This window comes from Sphingomonas donggukensis, from assembly GCF_023674425.1.
Taxonomy (GTDB): Bacteria; Pseudomonadota; Alphaproteobacteria; order Sphingomonadales; family Sphingomonadaceae; genus Sphingomonas; species Sphingomonas donggukensis.
Map to the genome: position 1 here is coordinate 2,040,529 of NZ_CP098401.1, position 15,881 is coordinate 2,056,409.

Here is a 15,881-nt window from a genome sequence, read left to right on the forward strand (position 1 = left end):
ATGAACGGGCTCGACCGCGACACGGTGTTCGTGGCGCTCACCCGGCCGCAGATGTTCGCGGGCGTGACCTACACCTATTTCGTCGCCAACGCCGTGATCGCGACCGAGCTGTTCCTGATTTTCCGCTCCCTTTGGGTGCTGCTCGCGGCGCTCGTGATCCACGGCGTCGGCGTTCTGCTGTGCCTGGGCGAGCCGCGCTTCTTCGACCTGTGGATCACCCGCGTCAGCCGTTGCCCGCGCGTGCGCAACCACCGGTTGTGGCGCTGCAACTCCTACCGTCCGTGATGCGCCCGGCGCTGAGCAGCGATCCCGTGGTGATCGCGCGCGAGGCACCGGCGGGTCGCCACCTGCCCTACGCCCGTCACGTCGACGACCACAGCGTCGCGACCCGTGACGGCATGCTGATGCAGGTCATCCACCTGGGCGGCCTGTTGTTCGAAACCGCCGACAGTGACGAGCTGAACTATCGCAAGCGCCTGCGCGATGCGACGTTGCAGGCGATCGGATCGTCGCGCTTCGCGGTCTATCACCATGTCGTGCGCCGTCGCATCGATGCCGCGCTGTCGCCCGATTTCCCCGACGACTTCTCGGCCAGGCTCGACGCCGCGTGGCAGGCGCGGCTCGCGACCAAGCAGCTGTACGTCAACGACCTGTTCGTGACGATCGTGCGCCGCCCGCTCCAAGGGCGGATCGGCGTGCTCGACCGGTTGCGAGATACGCTCGGCCGGTCGTCGGTGTCGCCCGCCGCAGCGCAGGCGCAGGACCTGCGCCAGCTGAACGAGGCGCGCGACGCGCTGCTGGCCGCGCTTGGCGCCTATAAGCCCCGCCTGCTCGGCATCTACGACACGCCGCAGGGTCCGGCGTCCGAACTGCTCGAATTCTTCTCGACGCTGTACAATGGCGAACTGCGCCCGGTGCTGCTCCCGCTGCAGGACATCGGCGCCTATCTGCCCTATCGGAGGGTCAGTTTCGGGCAGGATACGATCGAGCTGGCGCCGGCGGCGGGCAGCGGGCGCAGCTTCACCGGCATGCTGTCGATCAAGGACTATCCGGGCCAGACCGCGCCCGGCATGCTCGACGAGCTGCTGCGCCTGCCCTTCGAAGTCACCGTCGCCCAGTCGTTCGCGTTCGTCGAGCGCCAGGCGGCGCTGTCGCGGATGAACCTGGCGCTGCGGCGGATGCGTTCCGCCGAGGACGAGGCGGTCAGCCTCCGGTCCGAACTGTCGAGCGCCAAGGACGAGGTCGCCGCCGGGCGCGCCGGTTTCGGCGAGCATCACATGACGATCGCGGTGCGCGGCGATTCCCCCGCGATCGTCGACGAGGGGCTGGCCGAGGTGCAGGCCGCGCTGTCCGACCTGGGCATCATCGCGGTGCGCGAGGAGATCGCGCTGGAACCGGCGTTCTGGGCGCAATTCCCCGGCAACTTCCGTTACATCGCGCGCCGCGGCCTCATTTCGACGGGCAATTTCGCGGGGTTCGCGAGCAGCCACAATTTCCCGGTCGGCCAGGCCGATGGCAATCATTGGGGCGAGGCGGTCACGCTGCTCGAGACGACGGCTGCCGGGCCCTATTATTTCAACTTCCACCACGGCGATCTCGGCAATTTCACGGTCATCGGTCCATCGGGATCGGGCAAGACCGTCGTCCTCAACTTCCTGCTGGCGCAGGCGCGCAAATTCCGTCCGCGGATCGTGTTCTTCGACAAGGATCGCGGCGCGGAGCTGTTCATCCGCGCGATCGGCGGGCGCTACGACGTGCTGCGTCCGGGCGCCGCCTCCGGCTTGAACCCGCTCCAGCTCGAAGACGCGCCCGAACATCGCCAGTTCCTGATCGACTGGCTGGCGGTACTGGCCGGCGGCGCCGACGTCGACGAGGTCGGACGGCTGAAGGATGCGGTCGATGCGAACTTCGCGCAGCCCCGCGCGCATCGCCGCCTGCGCCATCTGGTCGAGCTGCTGCGCGGCGGCGCACGGCCGCACGGCGCCGACCTCTGGGCACGCCTGCGCCCGTGGTGGGGCGATGGCGAGCGGGCGTGGCTGTTCGACAATCCCGAGGATCTGACCGACCTCACCAGCCTGTCGGTCGGGTTCGACATGACCCAGATTCTCGACGATCCCGCGGTGCGCACCCCGGCGATGATGTACCTGTTCCACCGCGTCGAGGAACGGCTGGACGGATCGGCGGCGATCGTGGTCGTGGACGAGGGGTGGAAGGCGCTCGACGACGACGTGTTCGTGCGCCGCATCAAGGATTGGGAAAAGACGATCCGCAAGCGGAACGGCATCGTCGGCTTCGCGACGCAAAGCGCGCAGGACGCGCTGGAAAGCCGGATCGCCAGTGCCATCATCGAACAGGCCGCGACCCAGATCTTCATGGCGAACCCGAAGGCGCGCGCGGTCGATTATATCGAGGGCTTCGGGCTGACCCCGCATGAATTCGAACTGATCCGCAGCCTGCCCGACAGCGCGCATTGCTTCCTCATCAAGCACGGCGCCGACAGCGTCGTCGCGCGGCTGAACCTGTCGGGCGAGCGCGACCTGCTGACGATCCTGTCGGGACGCGAGCGCACGGTACGACTGCTCGATGCGATTCGCGCCGAGCGCGGGGACGATCCCGCCGACTGGATCCCGCACCTGCTGGACGTCGCATGAGCGCGCCGTGCCCCGGCCTTGCCTATGGCGATGCGTTCGTCGGCGGGGCGCTGACGGGCATCGACTGCCAGGCGCGGGCGATCGCGGCCTTCGGCTATCAGGCGCTGGCGGCACCGGGATCGAGCGTGATGCTGGTCGTCACCGGCCTGCTGACGCTGTTCGTCGCGCTGTTCGGATACCGGCTGATGCTGGGCGAAACGCCGGGCGTGCGCGACGGGGTGGTGGCGATCGCCAAGATCGGCATCGTGCTGGCGCTCGCGACCAGCTGGGCGACGTATCGCACGCTGGCCTATGACGTGGTGCTGGGCGCGCCCGCCGAGCTGGTCGCGAGTGTGGGCGGCGCAGCGGGGCTGCCGGGCACCACCGGCGGCATGGCCGAGCGGCTCGGGCTGGTCGACCAGGGACTGGCGCAGCTGAACGATCTGGGCGTCGGCAGGAAGGACAGCGGCGAACAGGTCATGCGCGTGCGCAACATCGGCGGGCGCAACGAAACCGTGGTCGAAAGCGCGCAACAGCCGGTCGGCGTCGTCGAGCCGATCGCGCTGGCTCTGGCGCGCGCGGTGTTTCTGCTGGGGGCTGTCGGCAGCCTCGTCGTCGTGCGTCTGGTCGCGGCGATCCTGCTGGCGCTGGGGCCGGTTTTCGTCGCGTTCCTGCTGTTCGATGCCACGCGCGGGTGGTTCGCCGGCTGGCTGCGCGGCCTGTCGGCGGCCATGATCGGTGCGTTCGGCGTCGCGCTGGTGCTGGGCGTCGAGCTCGCGCTGGTCGAGCCGTGGCTCGCGGGGCTCGTCGCGCGGCGGGTCGCCGACGAAAGCATTTCCGGCGCGCCGGTCGAGCTGCTCGCCGCGATGCTGGTCTTCGCGGTCACCATCCTCGGCGTGCTCGCCGCCGCGGCGCGCGTGGCGGGCGGGTTCCGCCTGCCCGACGCCTGGAGCCAGGCGCCCGCGCGCTGGGCGGGCGATGTCGAACGCCAGCTTGCCGAACGCCGCCCGGCAACCGCGCCCGCGACCGATCCCGCCGCCGATCGCCCCCGCGCCGCCGCGGTCGCCGATGCCGTCATCGCCACCCAGCGCCGCGAGGCCGCCGTCGCCGCCGCGCTCGCCGGTCGTGGCGCGCGCGGGAGCAGCGGCGGCGCCCCCGCGGCAAGCGACGCGCCCGATCCGGCGCGCCTGCCCGCTGCCGCCGCACTCGCCCGGGACACGCCGGGCGCGACCGCCCCACCCCTTGGACACGGCCTTGGCCGCCGGACGCGCAACCGCGTATCGGCGAGCGCCGGGCGACGGGACAGCAGACGATGACACCAAAGGCGCGCGAGGCGCTCGATGCCTATTATGCAGAAGCCGGCAGCTGGGGGCGGGACGTCGCCGCCGAGGTCGCGCGCTCGCGCCGGATCGCCTGGATCGTGGCGGGGGTCGCCAGCGCCATCGCCTTGGCCGAGGCGCTGGCGCTCGTCGCGCTGACCCCCTTGAAGACGGTCGAGCCCTATACGCTGCTGGTCGACCGCAACACCGGCTTCGTCCAGGCGCTCGCCCCGCTCGACCCGGCGAAGGTCGCGCCCGACACCGCGCTGACCCAGTCGTTCCTGGTCCAATACGTCATCGCGCGCGAAAGCTTCGACATCGCCGCGCTCCAGTCCAATTACCGGCGCGTGGTGCAATGGTCCGAGGGCACGGCGCGGGCGCGCTATATCGCGGGCGTCCAGGCATCGAACCCCGACAGTCCGCTCGCCAGCCTGCCGCGCAGCAGCGTGGTCGAGACGCGGGTCAAGAGCGTGTCGCCGCTCGGCCCCGACGCGGCGCTCGTCCGTTTCGACACCCAGCGCCGCGATGCGGGTGGGCAGGCGGGCCCGCTGCGCGCCTTCGTCGCGGTGATCCGCTATCGCTATTCGGGCGAGCCGCTGAAGCTGGAGGATCGCTTCGTCAATCCGCTGGGGTTCGAGGTGTCGCGGTACCAGCGCAATGCCGAGGCGCTGCCCCCGCCCGAGGTGCAGGGCACTGCCGCCACGACCGCCGCCGCACCGTCGCCGTTGCAGGCGGTCGTGACGCCCGTCGCCACGCCGACCCCGGGCGTCACCGTCCGCGTGACCGGGGGCACCGTCCGGTGAAGGCGATCGCGGCCCTCGCGCTGCTGCTCGCCGCCATGCCGATCGCGGCGCAGGTGCGCCCCGTCCCCGGCCCCGGCGATCCGCGGGTTCAGAAGATCGAGTACAGCGCCGACCAGGTCGTCCAGGTGCAGGCCGCGCCGGGCTATCAGGTCACCATCGCACTCGGCGGCGACGAACGCATCGAAAGCGTCGCGGTCGGCGACAGCGGCGCGTGGTCGGTCACCGCCAACAAGCGCGGCGACCATCTGTTCGTGAAGCCCGTGACCGCGGGCGTCACCACCAACATGGTCGTTGTCACCGACCTGCGCATGTACAATTTCGAGCTCGTCCCCGCTTACGGCCCGACTGAGGCTCTCGCCTTCTCGATCCGGTTCGTCTTTCCCGACGCGGCCAGCGCCACCACCGTCGCCACCGGCCCCGCACCGGTCGCGCTGCCCGGCGGACGCTACAGGCTGGGCGGGGATCGGCTGTTGCGCCCCGCGGCGATGAGCGACGACGGCGTGCGGACCACGATCGAATGGCCGGCCAGCGCCGCCCTGCCGGCGATCTATGCGATCGGCGCGGACGGCAAGGAGGCGCTGGTCACCGGCAACGTCCGCGACGGCAGCATCGTCGTCGACAGCATCGCGCGAAACTATGTGTTCCGGCAGGACCGGCGCACCGCCTCCGCCGAACGCTACATCCCGAAGCGGAAACGACAGCGATGACGCCTGCCTCCTCCGGCGATCCGCGGCTGGACCTGCCCGCGAGCGACGCGCACGACGTCCGGCCGGTCGTCGCGACGGCGCCAGGCGGGCCGTCGATGGCGGTCATTGCCATCGGCATCGCGGTGGCCGCGATCCTGTTGTTCGTCCTGCTCGATTCGCGCCGTCGCGCGGCCGAAACGCCGGCGGTCCGCACGACCGCCGCCGATCGCATGGCGAGTGCCGGGCGCGACGCGCCGCCGCTCTATGTGCCGCCTGCCCCGGTACCCGTGGAAACGCGGATCGTCGCGGCGCCGCCCGCGAAGATCCCGTTCGTGCTGCCCCAACCCCCGATCGCGCCGCCGCGATCGGTGCAGCAGCCGCGGCAGCCGCAGATCTTCTACCCGCAGCCGCCGATGCAGCCGCCGGTCCAGCTGCCGCCCCCGCCGATGGTGCCCGCGCAGATCGATCGCCCGCGCGGTTCCGCCGACCCCGTGCTGGTGATCGACCAGTCGGGCCCGCAAGGCGGCGATGCGGCCCCCGGCGGTCCGGCTGGAGGCCCCGACACCCAGCGTTTCCTGGCCGGCGCCGACGGCACGCGCGCGACCGCCGCCACCGCGCGCGCCACCGCGACCCGGCTAATCAACCGGGCGACCACCGTCCCGCAGGGCACGCTGATCCCGGCGGTGCTGGAAACCGCGCTCGATTCGAACCGCGCCGGCTTCTCGCGCGCGATCGTGTCGCGCGACGTCCGCGGCTTCGACGGTACCCGCGTGCTGATCCCACGCGGCAGCCGGCTGGTCGGCGAATATGCGGCCAATATCGCGCCGGGCCAGAACCGGGCGATCATCACCTGGACGCGGCTGGTCCGCCCCGACGGCGTCGCCATCGCCATCGCCTCGCCCGCTGCCGACACGCTCGGACGTGGCGGCGTGCGGGGCCGGGTCAACACCCATTTCCTCCAGCGGCTGGGCACCGCCATCCTCCAGTCGGCGCTCGATGTCGGCGTCAATCTGGCGCGACCGTCGGGCAGTTCGGTCGTGCTGGGCCTGCCCGGATCGGTGCAGGGCGGCGGGCTGCTCGGCAACGCCAACCAGCAGCCGCAGCCGACGCTGACCGTGCGCCCCGGCACCAGCATCGCCATCTTCGTCGCGCGCGACCTGGATTTCACGGGCGTGGGCAACCCGGAGTGAGCGTCGCCGCGCAGGACGCCGGGCCGGCGGCGGGCGTATATCTGCGCAGCTATCTGGCGCCGCTTGCCCCGTTCCTCGACCGCGGCGACGTCACCGACATCTACGTCAACCGCCCGGGCGAGGTGTGGATCGAGACGATCGGCGGCGCCACCGAGCGCCACGACGTCCCCGCGCTCGACGGTGCGACCCTTACCCGGCTCGCGCGCCAGATCGCGGCGCTGTCGCACCAGGGCATCAGCCGCGAGCATCCCGTGCTGTCGGCGACCCTGCCGGACGGCGCGCGCGTGCAGGTGATCGCGCCCCCGGCGACGCGCGGCGACATGGCGATCGCGATCCGAAAGCAGGTGTCCGCCGACCTCGCGCTCGACGATTATGCGACCGGCGGCGCGTTCGCGGGCACGCGGGGCGCGATCGGCGGATCGGCGCCGGACCGCGACGCAGCGATGGCGGGGATGCTCGCCTCAGGCGACTTCGCGGGCGTCTTGCGCGCGGCGGTGCGCGGGCGGCGCAACATCCTGGTGTCGGGCGGCACCTCGACCGGCAAGACCACCTTCCTCAACGCCCTGCTGCGTGAGATCGCGCCCGAGGAACGGCTGATCCTGATCGAGGACACGCCCGAACTGGTGCTGCGCCATGCCAATGCCGTCGGCCTGCTCGCCGCGCGCAGCGACCTGGGGGAGGCGCGGGTGAGCGCCGACGACCTGCTCGGCGCGGCGCTGCGCATGCGGCCCGACCGCATCATCCTGGGCGAGCTGCGTGGCGAGGAGGCTTATGCCTTCCTGCGCGCGATCAATACCGGCCATCCGGGGTCGATGAGCTCGGTCCACGCCGACAGCGCCGAGAGCGCGGTCGAACAGATCGCGTTGCTGGTGCTCCAGCGCGGTACCCGCCTGACGCGCGAGGATGTCGCCCATTATGTCCGCAGCACGATCGACGTCTTCGTCCAGCTCGAACGCACCGGCGGACACCGCCGCGTCGCCGAAGTGCTGCTGCCGAAGGCCGCCGCCCGCTAGCAGCTAGTCGGCAGGGCGCAACAGGTCCCGGAACCAGTCGTCGACGATACAGTCGATGACCAGGTGTACGCGGTCGGCGGTACCGTCGTTGGCAACGGCGTGCGGGTCGGACAGGCGAAGATACCACGCCTCCCCCGGCTGCATCGCCACGGGCACGTCGTTGACACTGAAGGTGACGCCGGGGTTGGTCGTGATCGGGACATGGACGCGCGCCGCGCCGAATTCGACGGCCAGATCGTGGTCGCGGTGCGGCTTGATCCGCGATCCCGGCGTCAGGCGCATCAGCCGCACCGCCGCCAGCGGGCAGCGGAAGGCAGCGAGCACCGCCTGCAGATACGGCGCGCGCTGCAGCCAGGGACTGTCGACGAAATCGGTTGCGGTGGGGTCGGCGTAGATCATCATCACCGGATGCGTGGCCCCCGCGGTGTGCCGCAAGGGCAGCACCGTCCACGACCCCTCGTAATTCTGCGTGACGAGATGGTCGATCCAGTCGCTGCCGATCGCCTGCAGGTCGCGAGAAAGGCGATCGGGATCGAACGTCAGCGGCAGGCGCACGCGATCGGCCACCTCGTCCATCGCCACGCCGTCCGGGACGATATCGCCGCTGGGCATCGCCATTGCGTCAGCCCGCCGCCACAGACGTCACGGCCGGCGCGGCGGGCGCTTCGAGCGTGGGGGTCTTCGCCCCGAACACGGCACCCCGCGCGCGCAGGGCGGCGTCCAGATACGGCGTGTCCATGATCGCGAATCGCCGCGGGGTCATCGTCAGGTAGCGTCGGCCGTCGCGGATGAAATGCGACACGTCGTGATAGCGCGGCGGCACCGCGCCGAAATCATTGTCGCGCCCGCGCAGCAGCATCGGCACGAATGCCTGCAGGAAGCGCGATCGCATCTTAAGCACCTTTGGCGGGAACCCGAAATAGCGTTTCGTCATCCGCCGCAGCCGCGCTTGGTCGATACCCAGCAGCTTCGCCATCGCCGCCGGGTCGGCGATCTCCCGGTCCGCCAGCAGTGCCATGATCTGCGCGACCATCGGTTCGTCGGGATTTTCGGGCGGCAGGATCCCGGTCAGGAATTCGTCGAGAATCCCCTGCACGTCGCTGCCCAGGTTCGACGCGCGCAGCCGCTCGACCAGCGTATCGACCCACGCCCGCGGCAGCATCGTCTCCAGCGGTACGACGCGGTCGCCGAACAGGTCCGCCGGCTGCCGGAACAGCCGCGCCCAGCCGAGCGGACTGATGTCGATGCCGACGGTCGCGCCGCCGTTGGCGATGACCGGCATCGCCCGGCTGGTGACCCCGTACAGGCTGGCGCGGGGCAGCGGGGCATAGGTGCGGTTGCCGATCCTGACCGTGATCGGCCCGTCGGTCAGCACGATCCAGATCTGCGCCCAGCTCGGCAGCATCCATTCGCCCTTGCCGCCCCACATCGCGGGATCGGAATCGAGCACGACATAGCTGGTGAAATAGGGCGCCAGCGCCCGCGCCGGCCGCTCGTACCTGATCGCCGTGCCGTCCGGCAGTCCGAAGGTGTCGGCTGACACCCCGGGCGTATTGCTCCCGCTTTCGATCATGACGTCATCCCCACGCGACCGAAGATACGACAGGCGCCGCCAATGGAAAGACGAAATTGATTTGCGAGGGGGGCGCCGGAGGGACGTCACGCCACCGAATCGCGCGGCGATGCCGATCGCGGCATGAAATTGGTCGGGGCGACAGGATTCGAACCTGCGACCCCCACACCCCCAGTGTGATGCGCTACCAGGCTGCGCTACGCCCCGACCGTCGCCGGGCCGTGCGGCCCCTGCGAAGCCGCGGCATCTAGGCGGAGCTTGGCCGCGATGCAACCCGCTTCGCGTCGGGCGGCGGATGCGGCGCATCGATGCGCGCCCCCCCCCGCGCGGTTGCGCGTGACCGCGGTCTTTGTTAGCGGGGCGCGCACATGCGTCGCCGGCGCCGTCCCGGCATCCCCTAGCAGTTCGAGAGCCATGTTCATTCCATCCGCCCATGCCCAGGCCACCGGTGGCGCCGCCGCCGACAGCGGCCTCGCCTCGATCGTCTCGATCGCGCCGCTCGTCCTGATCTTCGTCGTGTTCTACTTCCTGATGATCCGCCCGCAGCAGAAGCGCATGAAGATGCTGCAAGCGTCGGTCGCCGCGGTGAAGAAGGGCGACAGCGTCGTCACCGCCGGCGGGCTGGTCGGCAAGGTGACCCGGGTCGAGGACGCGTTCGTCGAGGTCGAGATCGCGACCGGCGTGAAGGTGAAGGTGGTCAAGGCGACGCTGGCCGAGGTTACGCCGCTCGGCGCCAAGCCGGCGAACGACTGATGCTCGATTTTCCGCGCTGGAAGGTCTGGAGCATCTGCCTGACGCTCGGGCTCGCGATCCTGCTCGCCATCCCGAGCTTCGTGCCCGAAAAGACCACCGCGACGTGGCCAAAATGGATTCCCGCCCCGCGGATCAACCTGGGCCTCGACCTCGCCGGCGGCAGCTATCTGCTGCTCGAGGCCGATACCAACGACGTCACCGCTGCGCGGCTGGACGGCATGCGCGAGCAGGTCGCGACCGAGATGCGCCGCGGCACGCCCCGGATCGAGATCGGCGACATCTCGACGCGCGGCGGGCAGCTGTCGTTCATGGTCCGCGACGCGACCCAGGTCGACGCCGCGCGCGAACGCCTGTTGCCGATGACCACCGGTGCCGGCCTGACCGGCCAGCGCGACTGGGACATCTCGGTCATCAACACCAGCCAGTTCGTGATGAAGCCGACCGAGGCGGGTCTCGCACAGGCGGTCGATACCGCGATGGGCGACGCGACCGAAGTCGTGCGCCGCCGCATCGACGAACTGGGTACCCGCGAACCGACGATCATCCGCCAGGGCAAGGACCGCATCGTCGTCCAGGTGCCCGGCCTCGACAATCCGCAGGCGCTGAAGGACTTGCTCGGCAAGACCGCGAAGCTCGAATTCAAGCTGGTCGACGAGGCTGCGACCGCCGCCGTCCAGACCGGCCAGCCCGCACCCGTAGGCACGCAGGTTCTGCCCTATGCCGAGGGCGGCGCCGCCGGCGGGCGCATCGCCGTCCAGCGATCGACCATCGTGTCGGGCGAGCAGCTTATCGACGCGCGCCAGGCGTTCCATCCCGAAAATGGCAGCCCGATCGTCAACTTCACGTTCGACGGCCCCGGCGGCCGCCGCTTCGCGCGGGTGACGCAGGAACAGACCGGCAAGCGGTTCGCGATCATCGTCGACAACACGGTGATCTCGGCACCGCGCATCAACACCCCGATCCTCGGCGGGTCGGGCTATATCGAGGGCAGCTTCACGGTCCAGTCGGCCAACGAGCTCGGCATCGCGCTGCGCTCGGGCAAGCTGCCGGTCGCGCTGAAGGTGGTCGACGAATCGACCGTCGGCCCCGATCTGGGCGCCGATTCGATCCGCGCCGGCATCATCGCCAGCGCGGTCGCAGTCGCCGCGGTGGTCGCGTTCATGCTGGTCACCTATGGCCGGTTCGGCGTCTATGCGAACCTGGCGGTCGTCATCAACGTCGCCGTCATCCTGGCGATGATGGCGCTGATTGGTGCGACGCTGACGCTGCCGGGCATCGCCGGCTTCGTGCTGACGATCGGCACCGCGGTCGACGCGAACGTGCTTATCAACGAGCGTATCCGCGAGGAACGCCGCCGCGGACGCAACGTCGTCCAGGCGGTCGAGCTCGGCTACAAGGAAGCCAGCCGCACCATCTTCGAAGCGAATGTGACGCACGCGATTTCGGGCGTCATCATGCTGCTGCTCGGCTCCGGCCCGGTGAAGGGCTTCGCGGTCGTGCTGCTGATCGGCATCTGCACCTCGGTGTTCACCGCCGTCGTCTTCACCCGCATGCTGGTGGCGCTGTGGATTCGCAAGAATCGCCCCGCCGACATCAATATCTGAGGCTGATACACCCATGCGCCTCCTGAAAATCGTACCCGACAACACCAACATCCGCTTCGTGCGGCTGCGCTTCTGGGCGTTCGGGCTGACCCTGCTGCTGTCGCTCGCCGCGGTGGGCCTGACCGTGACCAAGGGCCTCAATTTCGGCGTCGACTTCGTCGGCGGCCTGATGATCGAGGAGCGGTTCCAGACCCCGCCCGACCTGGAGCGCGTCCGCGCCGCGGTCGACCGGCTGGGCGTCGGCGATGCGACGCTGCAGCAGTTCGGCGACCCGAAGCTGGTGACGATCCGCCTGCCTGTGCAGGAGGGCGCCGACGAGGGCGCGACCAACGCCGTCGTCCGCAAGGTCGAAACCGCGCTGAGCGCACAATTCCCGGGCGCCACCTTCTCGCGCTACGCCACCGTCTCGGGCAAGGTGTCGGGCGAGCTCGTCAAGAACGGCGTGCTCGCGGTCGTGCTGGCGATGATCGGCATTTCGCTGTTCGCGATCTTCCGCTTCGAATGGCAGTTCGGCGTGTCGACCTTCGTCGCGATCTTCCACGATCTCCTGATGACGCTCGGCTTCTTCGCGCTCACCCAGTTCGATTTCGACCTCAACATCGTCGCGGCGGTGCTGACCATCATCGGCTATTCGATCAACGACAAGATCGTGATCGACGACCGCATCCGCGAGAATATGCGCAAATACCGCAACATGAACATGTCCGACCTGGTCGACCTGTCGGTGAACGAGACGCTGCCGCGCACGGTGATGACCTCGGTCACGATCCTGCTGGCATTGTTCGCGATGCTGTTCCTGGGCGGTCACGTGCTGCGCGGATTCACCGCGGCGATGATCCTGGGCATCGTCGTCGGCACCTATTCGTCGATCTATGTGTCGTCGTCGCTGCTCATCACGCTCGGCCTGCGCGCGCAGCCGCCGGTCGACGATGACGGAAAGGGGCGTGGGCGCGGCAACCCGCGGGCCGAGCGCGTGAGCGCCGGCCAGCCCTGATGCGGCTGGAGCGCGAGGGGAGCGTCGCGGGGCCGGTGATCTCCGGCTTTTCGGGCGGCGGCTTTCGCGTCGACGACAATGTCTATCGCGCGCTGTTGCTGACGCCCGAGCGAGCCGACGGCTGGCGCCCGCCGGCGCTTGCCGCGCTGACCGACGCGGATGTCGCGCCGATCCTGCCGCAGGCGCCCGCGCCCGAGTTTCTGCTGCTCGGCACAGGTTCGACGCTCCAGCATCCGCCGCGCGCGTTCGTGGCTGCGCTGGAGGCGCGGGGCATGGGCGTCGAGGTGATGGACAGTCGCGCCGCCGCGCGCGCGTGGGGTGTGCTGCGCGGCGAGGGCCGACAGATCGTGGCGGCGCTTTACCCCTTCGACTGAGCGCGGTGGCGGGCGACCAGTCCGCCCAGATGCGCGTACAGCTCCGCAGTATTCGTCGCCCAGCTGAATTTCGCCGCTGCGCCGCGCACGTCGGCCTGGGGCGGCGGGTCCATCAGCAGCTCGGCAATCCCTTGCGCAAAGGCCTCGGGGGTACGCACAACGATCCGCCCGGCCGCGGGGCGATCGACGACTTCGCGGGCGCCCCCGGCTTCGGTGATGACGATCGGCGTGCCGCTGGCCAGCGCCTCGACCCACACGTTCGCCAGCCCCTCCGACTCGGACGCCAGCGCCATCGCGTCGGCGGCGGCGAAGATCGCGGGCAGGTCGTCGTGCGGCACTGCGCCGAGCAGGCGCACCCGCTCCCCCAGCCCCGCCGCGGCGACCTGCGCCTCCAATGCCGCGCGCGCCGGGCCGGCGCCGGCGATCAGCAGCTGCACGCCGGGTAGCCGCGCGACCGCGTCGATGACGATGGCGTGGCCCTTGCGATCGATCAGGTTGCCGACCGACACCACCAGCGGCCCGGCGACGCCCAGCGCCGCCTTCGCCGCATCGCGGTCTCGCGGGGCGAAGCGATCGGCGTCGATGCCGGTGCGGTGGACGCGGATGCGCTCTGCCTCGATGCCGAGGGCGATCATGTCGTCGCGCAGCGCCGAAGATACCGCCAGGCATCCGTTCGCAGCCCGGCCCGCAGCGACGACCTGATGCGCGGTGGGCGACGCGACGCCCCAATGATGGATGTCCGACCCCCGCGCCTTGATCGACACCGGCACACCGAACGCCCGCCCCAGCGCCACCGCGGCGGGACCGTCGGGGAAGAAGAATTCGGCATCGATCACGTCGAATGCGAAGTCGCGCCGGATCGCCGCGAGCACGGGCCGCAGCGCACGGGTGAGCATCGCGGCATGGAAGCGCCCGCCGGTGCCGGGCAGGTTCACGAAGCGCGGGCGGTGAACCTCCAAGCCGCGCCACGTCTCGCATCGCGGCACGCGCGACAGCGCGCGGTAGCGCGGCAGGCGATCGAGCGGGAACGGCGGCAGGCCGATCGGCGCGACGACGCGGACTTCCACCTTGGGATGCGCGGCGAGGCCCAGCGTCTGATGCGCGACGAAGCCGCCGAAATCGGGGCGCGTCGAGTCTGGAAACAGGCTGGCAAGAGTAAGCACGCGAAGCATGGCTCCGCGTGCTTACGTCTCCTCAGGTTAAGACCGTCCTGCGAAGGACGGCCTCGCCCGCATCAGCGGCAGCTCTTGCGCTTGCCGCTGCGCTCGATCTCGCGACCGGCAACGGCGCCGGCTGCGGCACCGAGCAGCGTGCCGACCGTGCGGTCACCGCCGGTGTCGATCGTGCGACCGACCAGCGCGCCGGCCACGCCGCCGACGACCAGACCGGTGGTGCCGTTCGGCTTGCGGCAGTAATAGCGACCGTCGCGACCGCGCCACTCCCGGTAGCGATAGCGGCTCTGCGCGTCGGCGGACGAATACTGGTTCTCGGCAGCGACCGGAACGGTCAGCGCGGCGGGAACCAGCAGTGCAGCGGCGCCAGCCGCCAGAAACAGATTACGCATGGGTACAGCTCCTTTTCCCTGAATGCTGGGATCGTAACGCACCCATATTGATCGAAGTTTCATGAACCTGAAACAACGTCGCGTTCATCGCCGTTCGCAGACGCAGCGAGTTCCCGATATCCACGTTATCCACAGGCAGCACATCCCCCTTTGCCGCTTGGCGCGACTCCACCGCCGTGACAGCATGCTGGGGCAGGCAGGAGACGAGGCGAAGGGGAAAACCGGAGCCGAATCAAGGGCTTGCACCGCAAGACCCGGCGTGCTGGTGCCTTTTGGAAACCGCGCATCACCGGGGAAAGCGATCGTGAATTCGGCGCCGATGCCGATCCGTTCGAGCCGTTCGCGGCACCGGATGGAACGACACCGGATACCGGACGAAGCGATCGCCGGGCGGACCGTTACCGACGGTTCGAGCGTGCGGAGATCGACGGACGATCGCGAAAGGTCGCGGAGCGCTGGTCGCACCGCAGCCGATGCGATCCGCCACGAGGGCGGATACGGACGGGCGCCGGCTTGCCGGCATATCGTTCCACCCTGCCCGAGAGGTCGACGAAGCGGTCACCGCGTGCGGTGGCGGCTTGGGCGAGCCGGCGATCGAACGCTGCGGACGGGTTCGCCCGGTCGCGGCGCAGATCGACCCGAACCACCGGGCTATTCGCCATCCCTCGGGAAAGCGGAACCGGTGGGTGGAGTGTCGGTCGCCAGCGGAACGTGCGGCCCCGCGCCGCCGCTTCGCCAGGCCGCCGGTGCCGCGCGGTTGCCCGACGCCCCGTTTCGACGGATGCGGACGGCACGGCCGGCACCGACGACCGAAGGGTCACGGAGCATCGCCCTTGCCGGCATGTTCGGTGGCTCGCCGCCGGAGAACGGACGCGACACCCCGCGACCGGCGCAACGGCGACATGGGGGCTGGCAGCGATGCCGGCCCCTTTTTCGTCGCCGGACCTGCTTCGCGGTGCCGCGTCGCGACGCCTTCGACACCGCCGACGCCGGGCGAGAGAAATCCTTAAGCCTCGCCCCCTATGGTCGCGGCATGTCCGCACCCGCCACCCTCGATCGCGAAGCCCGTGTCAGCGTGATGCTGTCGGCGGAAGTCGAGCGGTTCGGGGTCAGCTCGGTTTCGATGCACCGCGTGCGCAACCTGTCGCGCCACGGCGCGTGCATCGACCAGGCGGGACGCTTCGTGCGCGGGCAGACGATCGTGGTGACGGTCGGCACCGTGGCGGCGCTGGGGGCAAGCGTCGTGTGGGTGAGCGGCGAGCAGGCGGGCCTGCGGTTCGCGCAACCGATCGACGTCGATGCCGCGCGTGCCAAGGCCGCGATCCCGCCACCCCCCGCCGCCAACCTACGCATGCCGATTTGACACGGCACGACCGCC

At 70.2% G+C, this 15,881-nt stretch carries 16 protein-coding genes and 1 tRNA gene; 12 read left to right on the plus strand and 5 right to left on the minus strand.

Translation table 11 applies throughout. The annotated features are described in order from the left end of the window. From M9980_RS10035 to virB11, 7 genes are read left to right on the plus strand one after another with little or no spacing between them, the layout of a single operon-like run. Positions 1–285 (plus strand): VirB3 family type IV secretion system protein, encoded by a 285-nt coding sequence (locus M9980_RS10035; RefSeq protein WP_250750083.1) that lies wholly within the window; start codon positions 1–3, stop codon positions 283–285. Further along, a complete protein-coding gene (locus M9980_RS10040; RefSeq protein WP_479725553.1) occupies positions 258–2,651 on the plus strand; it encodes a VirB4 family type IV secretion/conjugal transfer ATPase in 2,394 nt (797 codons plus the stop codon). Before M9980_RS10035 ends, M9980_RS10040 begins: the two co-directional genes overlap by 28 nt. Further along, a complete protein-coding gene (locus tag M9980_RS10045) occupies positions 2,648–3,946 on the plus strand; it encodes a TrbL/VirB6 family protein (protein ID WP_250750085.1) in 1,299 nt (432 codons plus the stop codon). The genes M9980_RS10040 and M9980_RS10045 overlap by 4 nt, the downstream gene beginning before the upstream one ends. Next, positions 3,943–4,752 carry a VirB8 family type IV secretion system protein gene (locus M9980_RS10050; RefSeq protein ID WP_250750086.1) on the plus strand — a complete coding sequence of 270 codons (810 nt, stop codon included), beginning with the start codon at positions 3,943–3,945 and terminating at the stop codon, positions 4,750–4,752. Before M9980_RS10045 ends, M9980_RS10050 begins: the two co-directional genes overlap by 4 nt. Beyond that, positions 4,749–5,459, plus strand: a complete 711-nt coding sequence (locus tag M9980_RS10055) for a TrbG/VirB9 family P-type conjugative transfer protein (protein ID WP_250750089.1) — start codon at positions 4,749–4,751, stop codon at positions 5,457–5,459. The genes M9980_RS10050 and M9980_RS10055 overlap by 4 nt, the downstream gene beginning before the upstream one ends. Beyond that, complete coding sequence (locus M9980_RS10060; RefSeq protein ID WP_250750091.1) at positions 5,456–6,628, plus strand: TrbI/VirB10 family protein; 1,173 nt, start codon at positions 5,456–5,458, stop codon at positions 6,626–6,628. Before M9980_RS10055 ends, M9980_RS10060 begins: the two co-directional genes overlap by 4 nt. Next, the gene (virB11, locus tag M9980_RS10065) at positions 6,625–7,641 is read left to right on the plus strand and encodes a P-type DNA transfer ATPase VirB11 (RefSeq protein ID WP_250750095.1); all 1,017 of its coding nucleotides are present in this window, start codon (positions 6,625–6,627) and stop codon (positions 7,639–7,641) included. Before M9980_RS10060 ends, virB11 begins: the two co-directional genes overlap by 4 nt. A 3-nt stretch (positions 7,642–7,644) precedes the next feature. Here virB11 and M9980_RS10070 read toward each other — a convergent pair whose 3' ends face one another. The 3 genes from M9980_RS10070 to M9980_RS10080 form a co-directional block, all read right to left on the minus strand. Continuing rightward, entirely contained in the window at positions 7,645–8,259 is a 615-nt protein-coding gene (locus tag M9980_RS10070) for an aspartyl/asparaginyl beta-hydroxylase domain-containing protein (protein WP_250750097.1), read from the minus strand. Between the two features lie 4 nt (positions 8,260–8,263). After that, positions 8,264–9,214, minus strand: a complete 951-nt coding sequence (locus tag M9980_RS10075; RefSeq protein WP_250750099.1) for a helix-turn-helix domain-containing protein — start codon at positions 9,212–9,214, stop codon at positions 8,264–8,266. Between the two features lie 130 nt (positions 9,215–9,344). Further along, positions 9,345–9,421, minus strand: a tRNA-Pro gene (locus tag M9980_RS10080). Between the two features lie 207 nt (positions 9,422–9,628). Here M9980_RS10080 and yajC point away from each other — a divergent pair. Genes yajC through M9980_RS10100 form a run of 4 tightly spaced genes read left to right on the plus strand, consistent with a single transcriptional unit; the run spans position 9,629 to position 12,939 of the window. Continuing rightward, positions 9,629–9,967, plus strand: a complete 339-nt coding sequence (gene yajC / locus M9980_RS10085; RefSeq protein ID WP_250750110.1) for a preprotein translocase subunit YajC — start codon at positions 9,629–9,631, stop codon at positions 9,965–9,967. Then, positions 9,967–11,571: a protein translocase subunit SecD gene (gene secD / locus M9980_RS10090; protein ID WP_250750112.1), complete on the plus strand. Its 1,605-nt coding sequence runs from the start codon at positions 9,967–9,969 to the stop codon at positions 11,569–11,571. The genes yajC and secD overlap by 1 nt, the downstream gene beginning before the upstream one ends. A gap of 13 nt (positions 11,572–11,584) precedes the next feature. After that, positions 11,585–12,565: a protein translocase subunit SecF gene (secF, locus tag M9980_RS10095; RefSeq protein WP_250750122.1), complete on the plus strand. Its 981-nt coding sequence runs from the start codon at positions 11,585–11,587 to the stop codon at positions 12,563–12,565. Continuing rightward, positions 12,565–12,939, plus strand: a complete 375-nt coding sequence (locus M9980_RS10100; RefSeq protein ID WP_250750132.1) for an Mth938-like domain-containing protein — start codon at positions 12,565–12,567, stop codon at positions 12,937–12,939. Before secF ends, M9980_RS10100 begins: the two co-directional genes overlap by 1 nt. Here the strand turns inward: M9980_RS10100 and M9980_RS10105 are convergent. Both M9980_RS10105 and M9980_RS10110 read right to left on the minus strand, forming a co-directional pair. Next, the gene (locus M9980_RS10105) at positions 12,924–14,111 is read right to left on the minus strand and encodes a glycosyltransferase (protein WP_250750134.1); all 1,188 of its coding nucleotides are present in this window, start codon (positions 14,109–14,111) and stop codon (positions 12,924–12,926) included. The two genes, M9980_RS10100 and M9980_RS10105, sit on opposite strands and share 16 nt — an antisense overlap. 62 nt (positions 14,112–14,173) lie before the next feature. Next, complete coding sequence (locus tag M9980_RS10110; protein WP_250750136.1) at positions 14,174–14,503, minus strand: glycine zipper 2TM domain-containing protein; 330 nt, start codon at positions 14,501–14,503, stop codon at positions 14,174–14,176. 955 nt (positions 14,504–15,458) lie between these two features. Between M9980_RS10110 and M9980_RS10115 the strand changes: the two genes are divergently transcribed. After that, entirely contained in the window at positions 15,459–15,866 is a 408-nt protein-coding gene (locus M9980_RS10115) for a PilZ domain-containing protein (protein ID WP_250750145.1), read from the plus strand. The last annotated feature ends 15 nt before the right edge of the window (positions 15,867–15,881 follow it).

Coding starts and splice junctions, on each gene's coding strand:
- M9980_RS10035 (WP_250750083.1), top strand. CDS start 1: ATGAACGGGCTCGACCGCGACACGGTGTTCGTGGCGCTCACCCGGCCG.
- M9980_RS10045 (WP_250750085.1), top strand. CDS start 2,648: ATGAGCGCGCCGTGCCCCGGCCTTGCCTATGGCGATGCGTTCGTCGGC.
- M9980_RS10050 (WP_250750086.1), top strand. CDS start 3,943: ATGACACCAAAGGCGCGCGAGGCGCTCGATGCCTATTATGCAGAAGCC.
- M9980_RS10060 (WP_250750091.1), top strand. CDS start 5,456: ATGACGCCTGCCTCCTCCGGCGATCCGCGGCTGGACCTGCCCGCGAGC.
- M9980_RS10070 (WP_250750097.1), bottom strand. CDS start 8,259: ATGGCGATGCCCAGCGGCGATATCGTCCCGGACGGCGTGGCGATGGAC.
- M9980_RS10075 (WP_250750099.1), bottom strand. CDS start 9,214: ATGATCGAAAGCGGGAGCAATACGCCCGGGGTGTCAGCCGACACCTTC.
- yajC (WP_250750110.1), top strand. CDS start 9,629: ATGTTCATTCCATCCGCCCATGCCCAGGCCACCGGTGGCGCCGCCGCC.
- secD (WP_250750112.1), top strand. CDS start 9,967: ATGCTCGATTTTCCGCGCTGGAAGGTCTGGAGCATCTGCCTGACGCTC.
- secF (WP_250750122.1), top strand. CDS start 11,585: ATGCGCCTCCTGAAAATCGTACCCGACAACACCAACATCCGCTTCGTG.
- M9980_RS10100 (WP_250750132.1), top strand. CDS start 12,565: ATGCGGCTGGAGCGCGAGGGGAGCGTCGCGGGGCCGGTGATCTCCGGC.
- M9980_RS10105 (WP_250750134.1), bottom strand. CDS start 14,111: ATGCTTCGCGTGCTTACTCTTGCCAGCCTGTTTCCAGACTCGACGCGC.
- M9980_RS10110 (WP_250750136.1), bottom strand. CDS start 14,503: ATGCGTAATCTGTTTCTGGCGGCTGGCGCCGCTGCACTGCTGGTTCCC.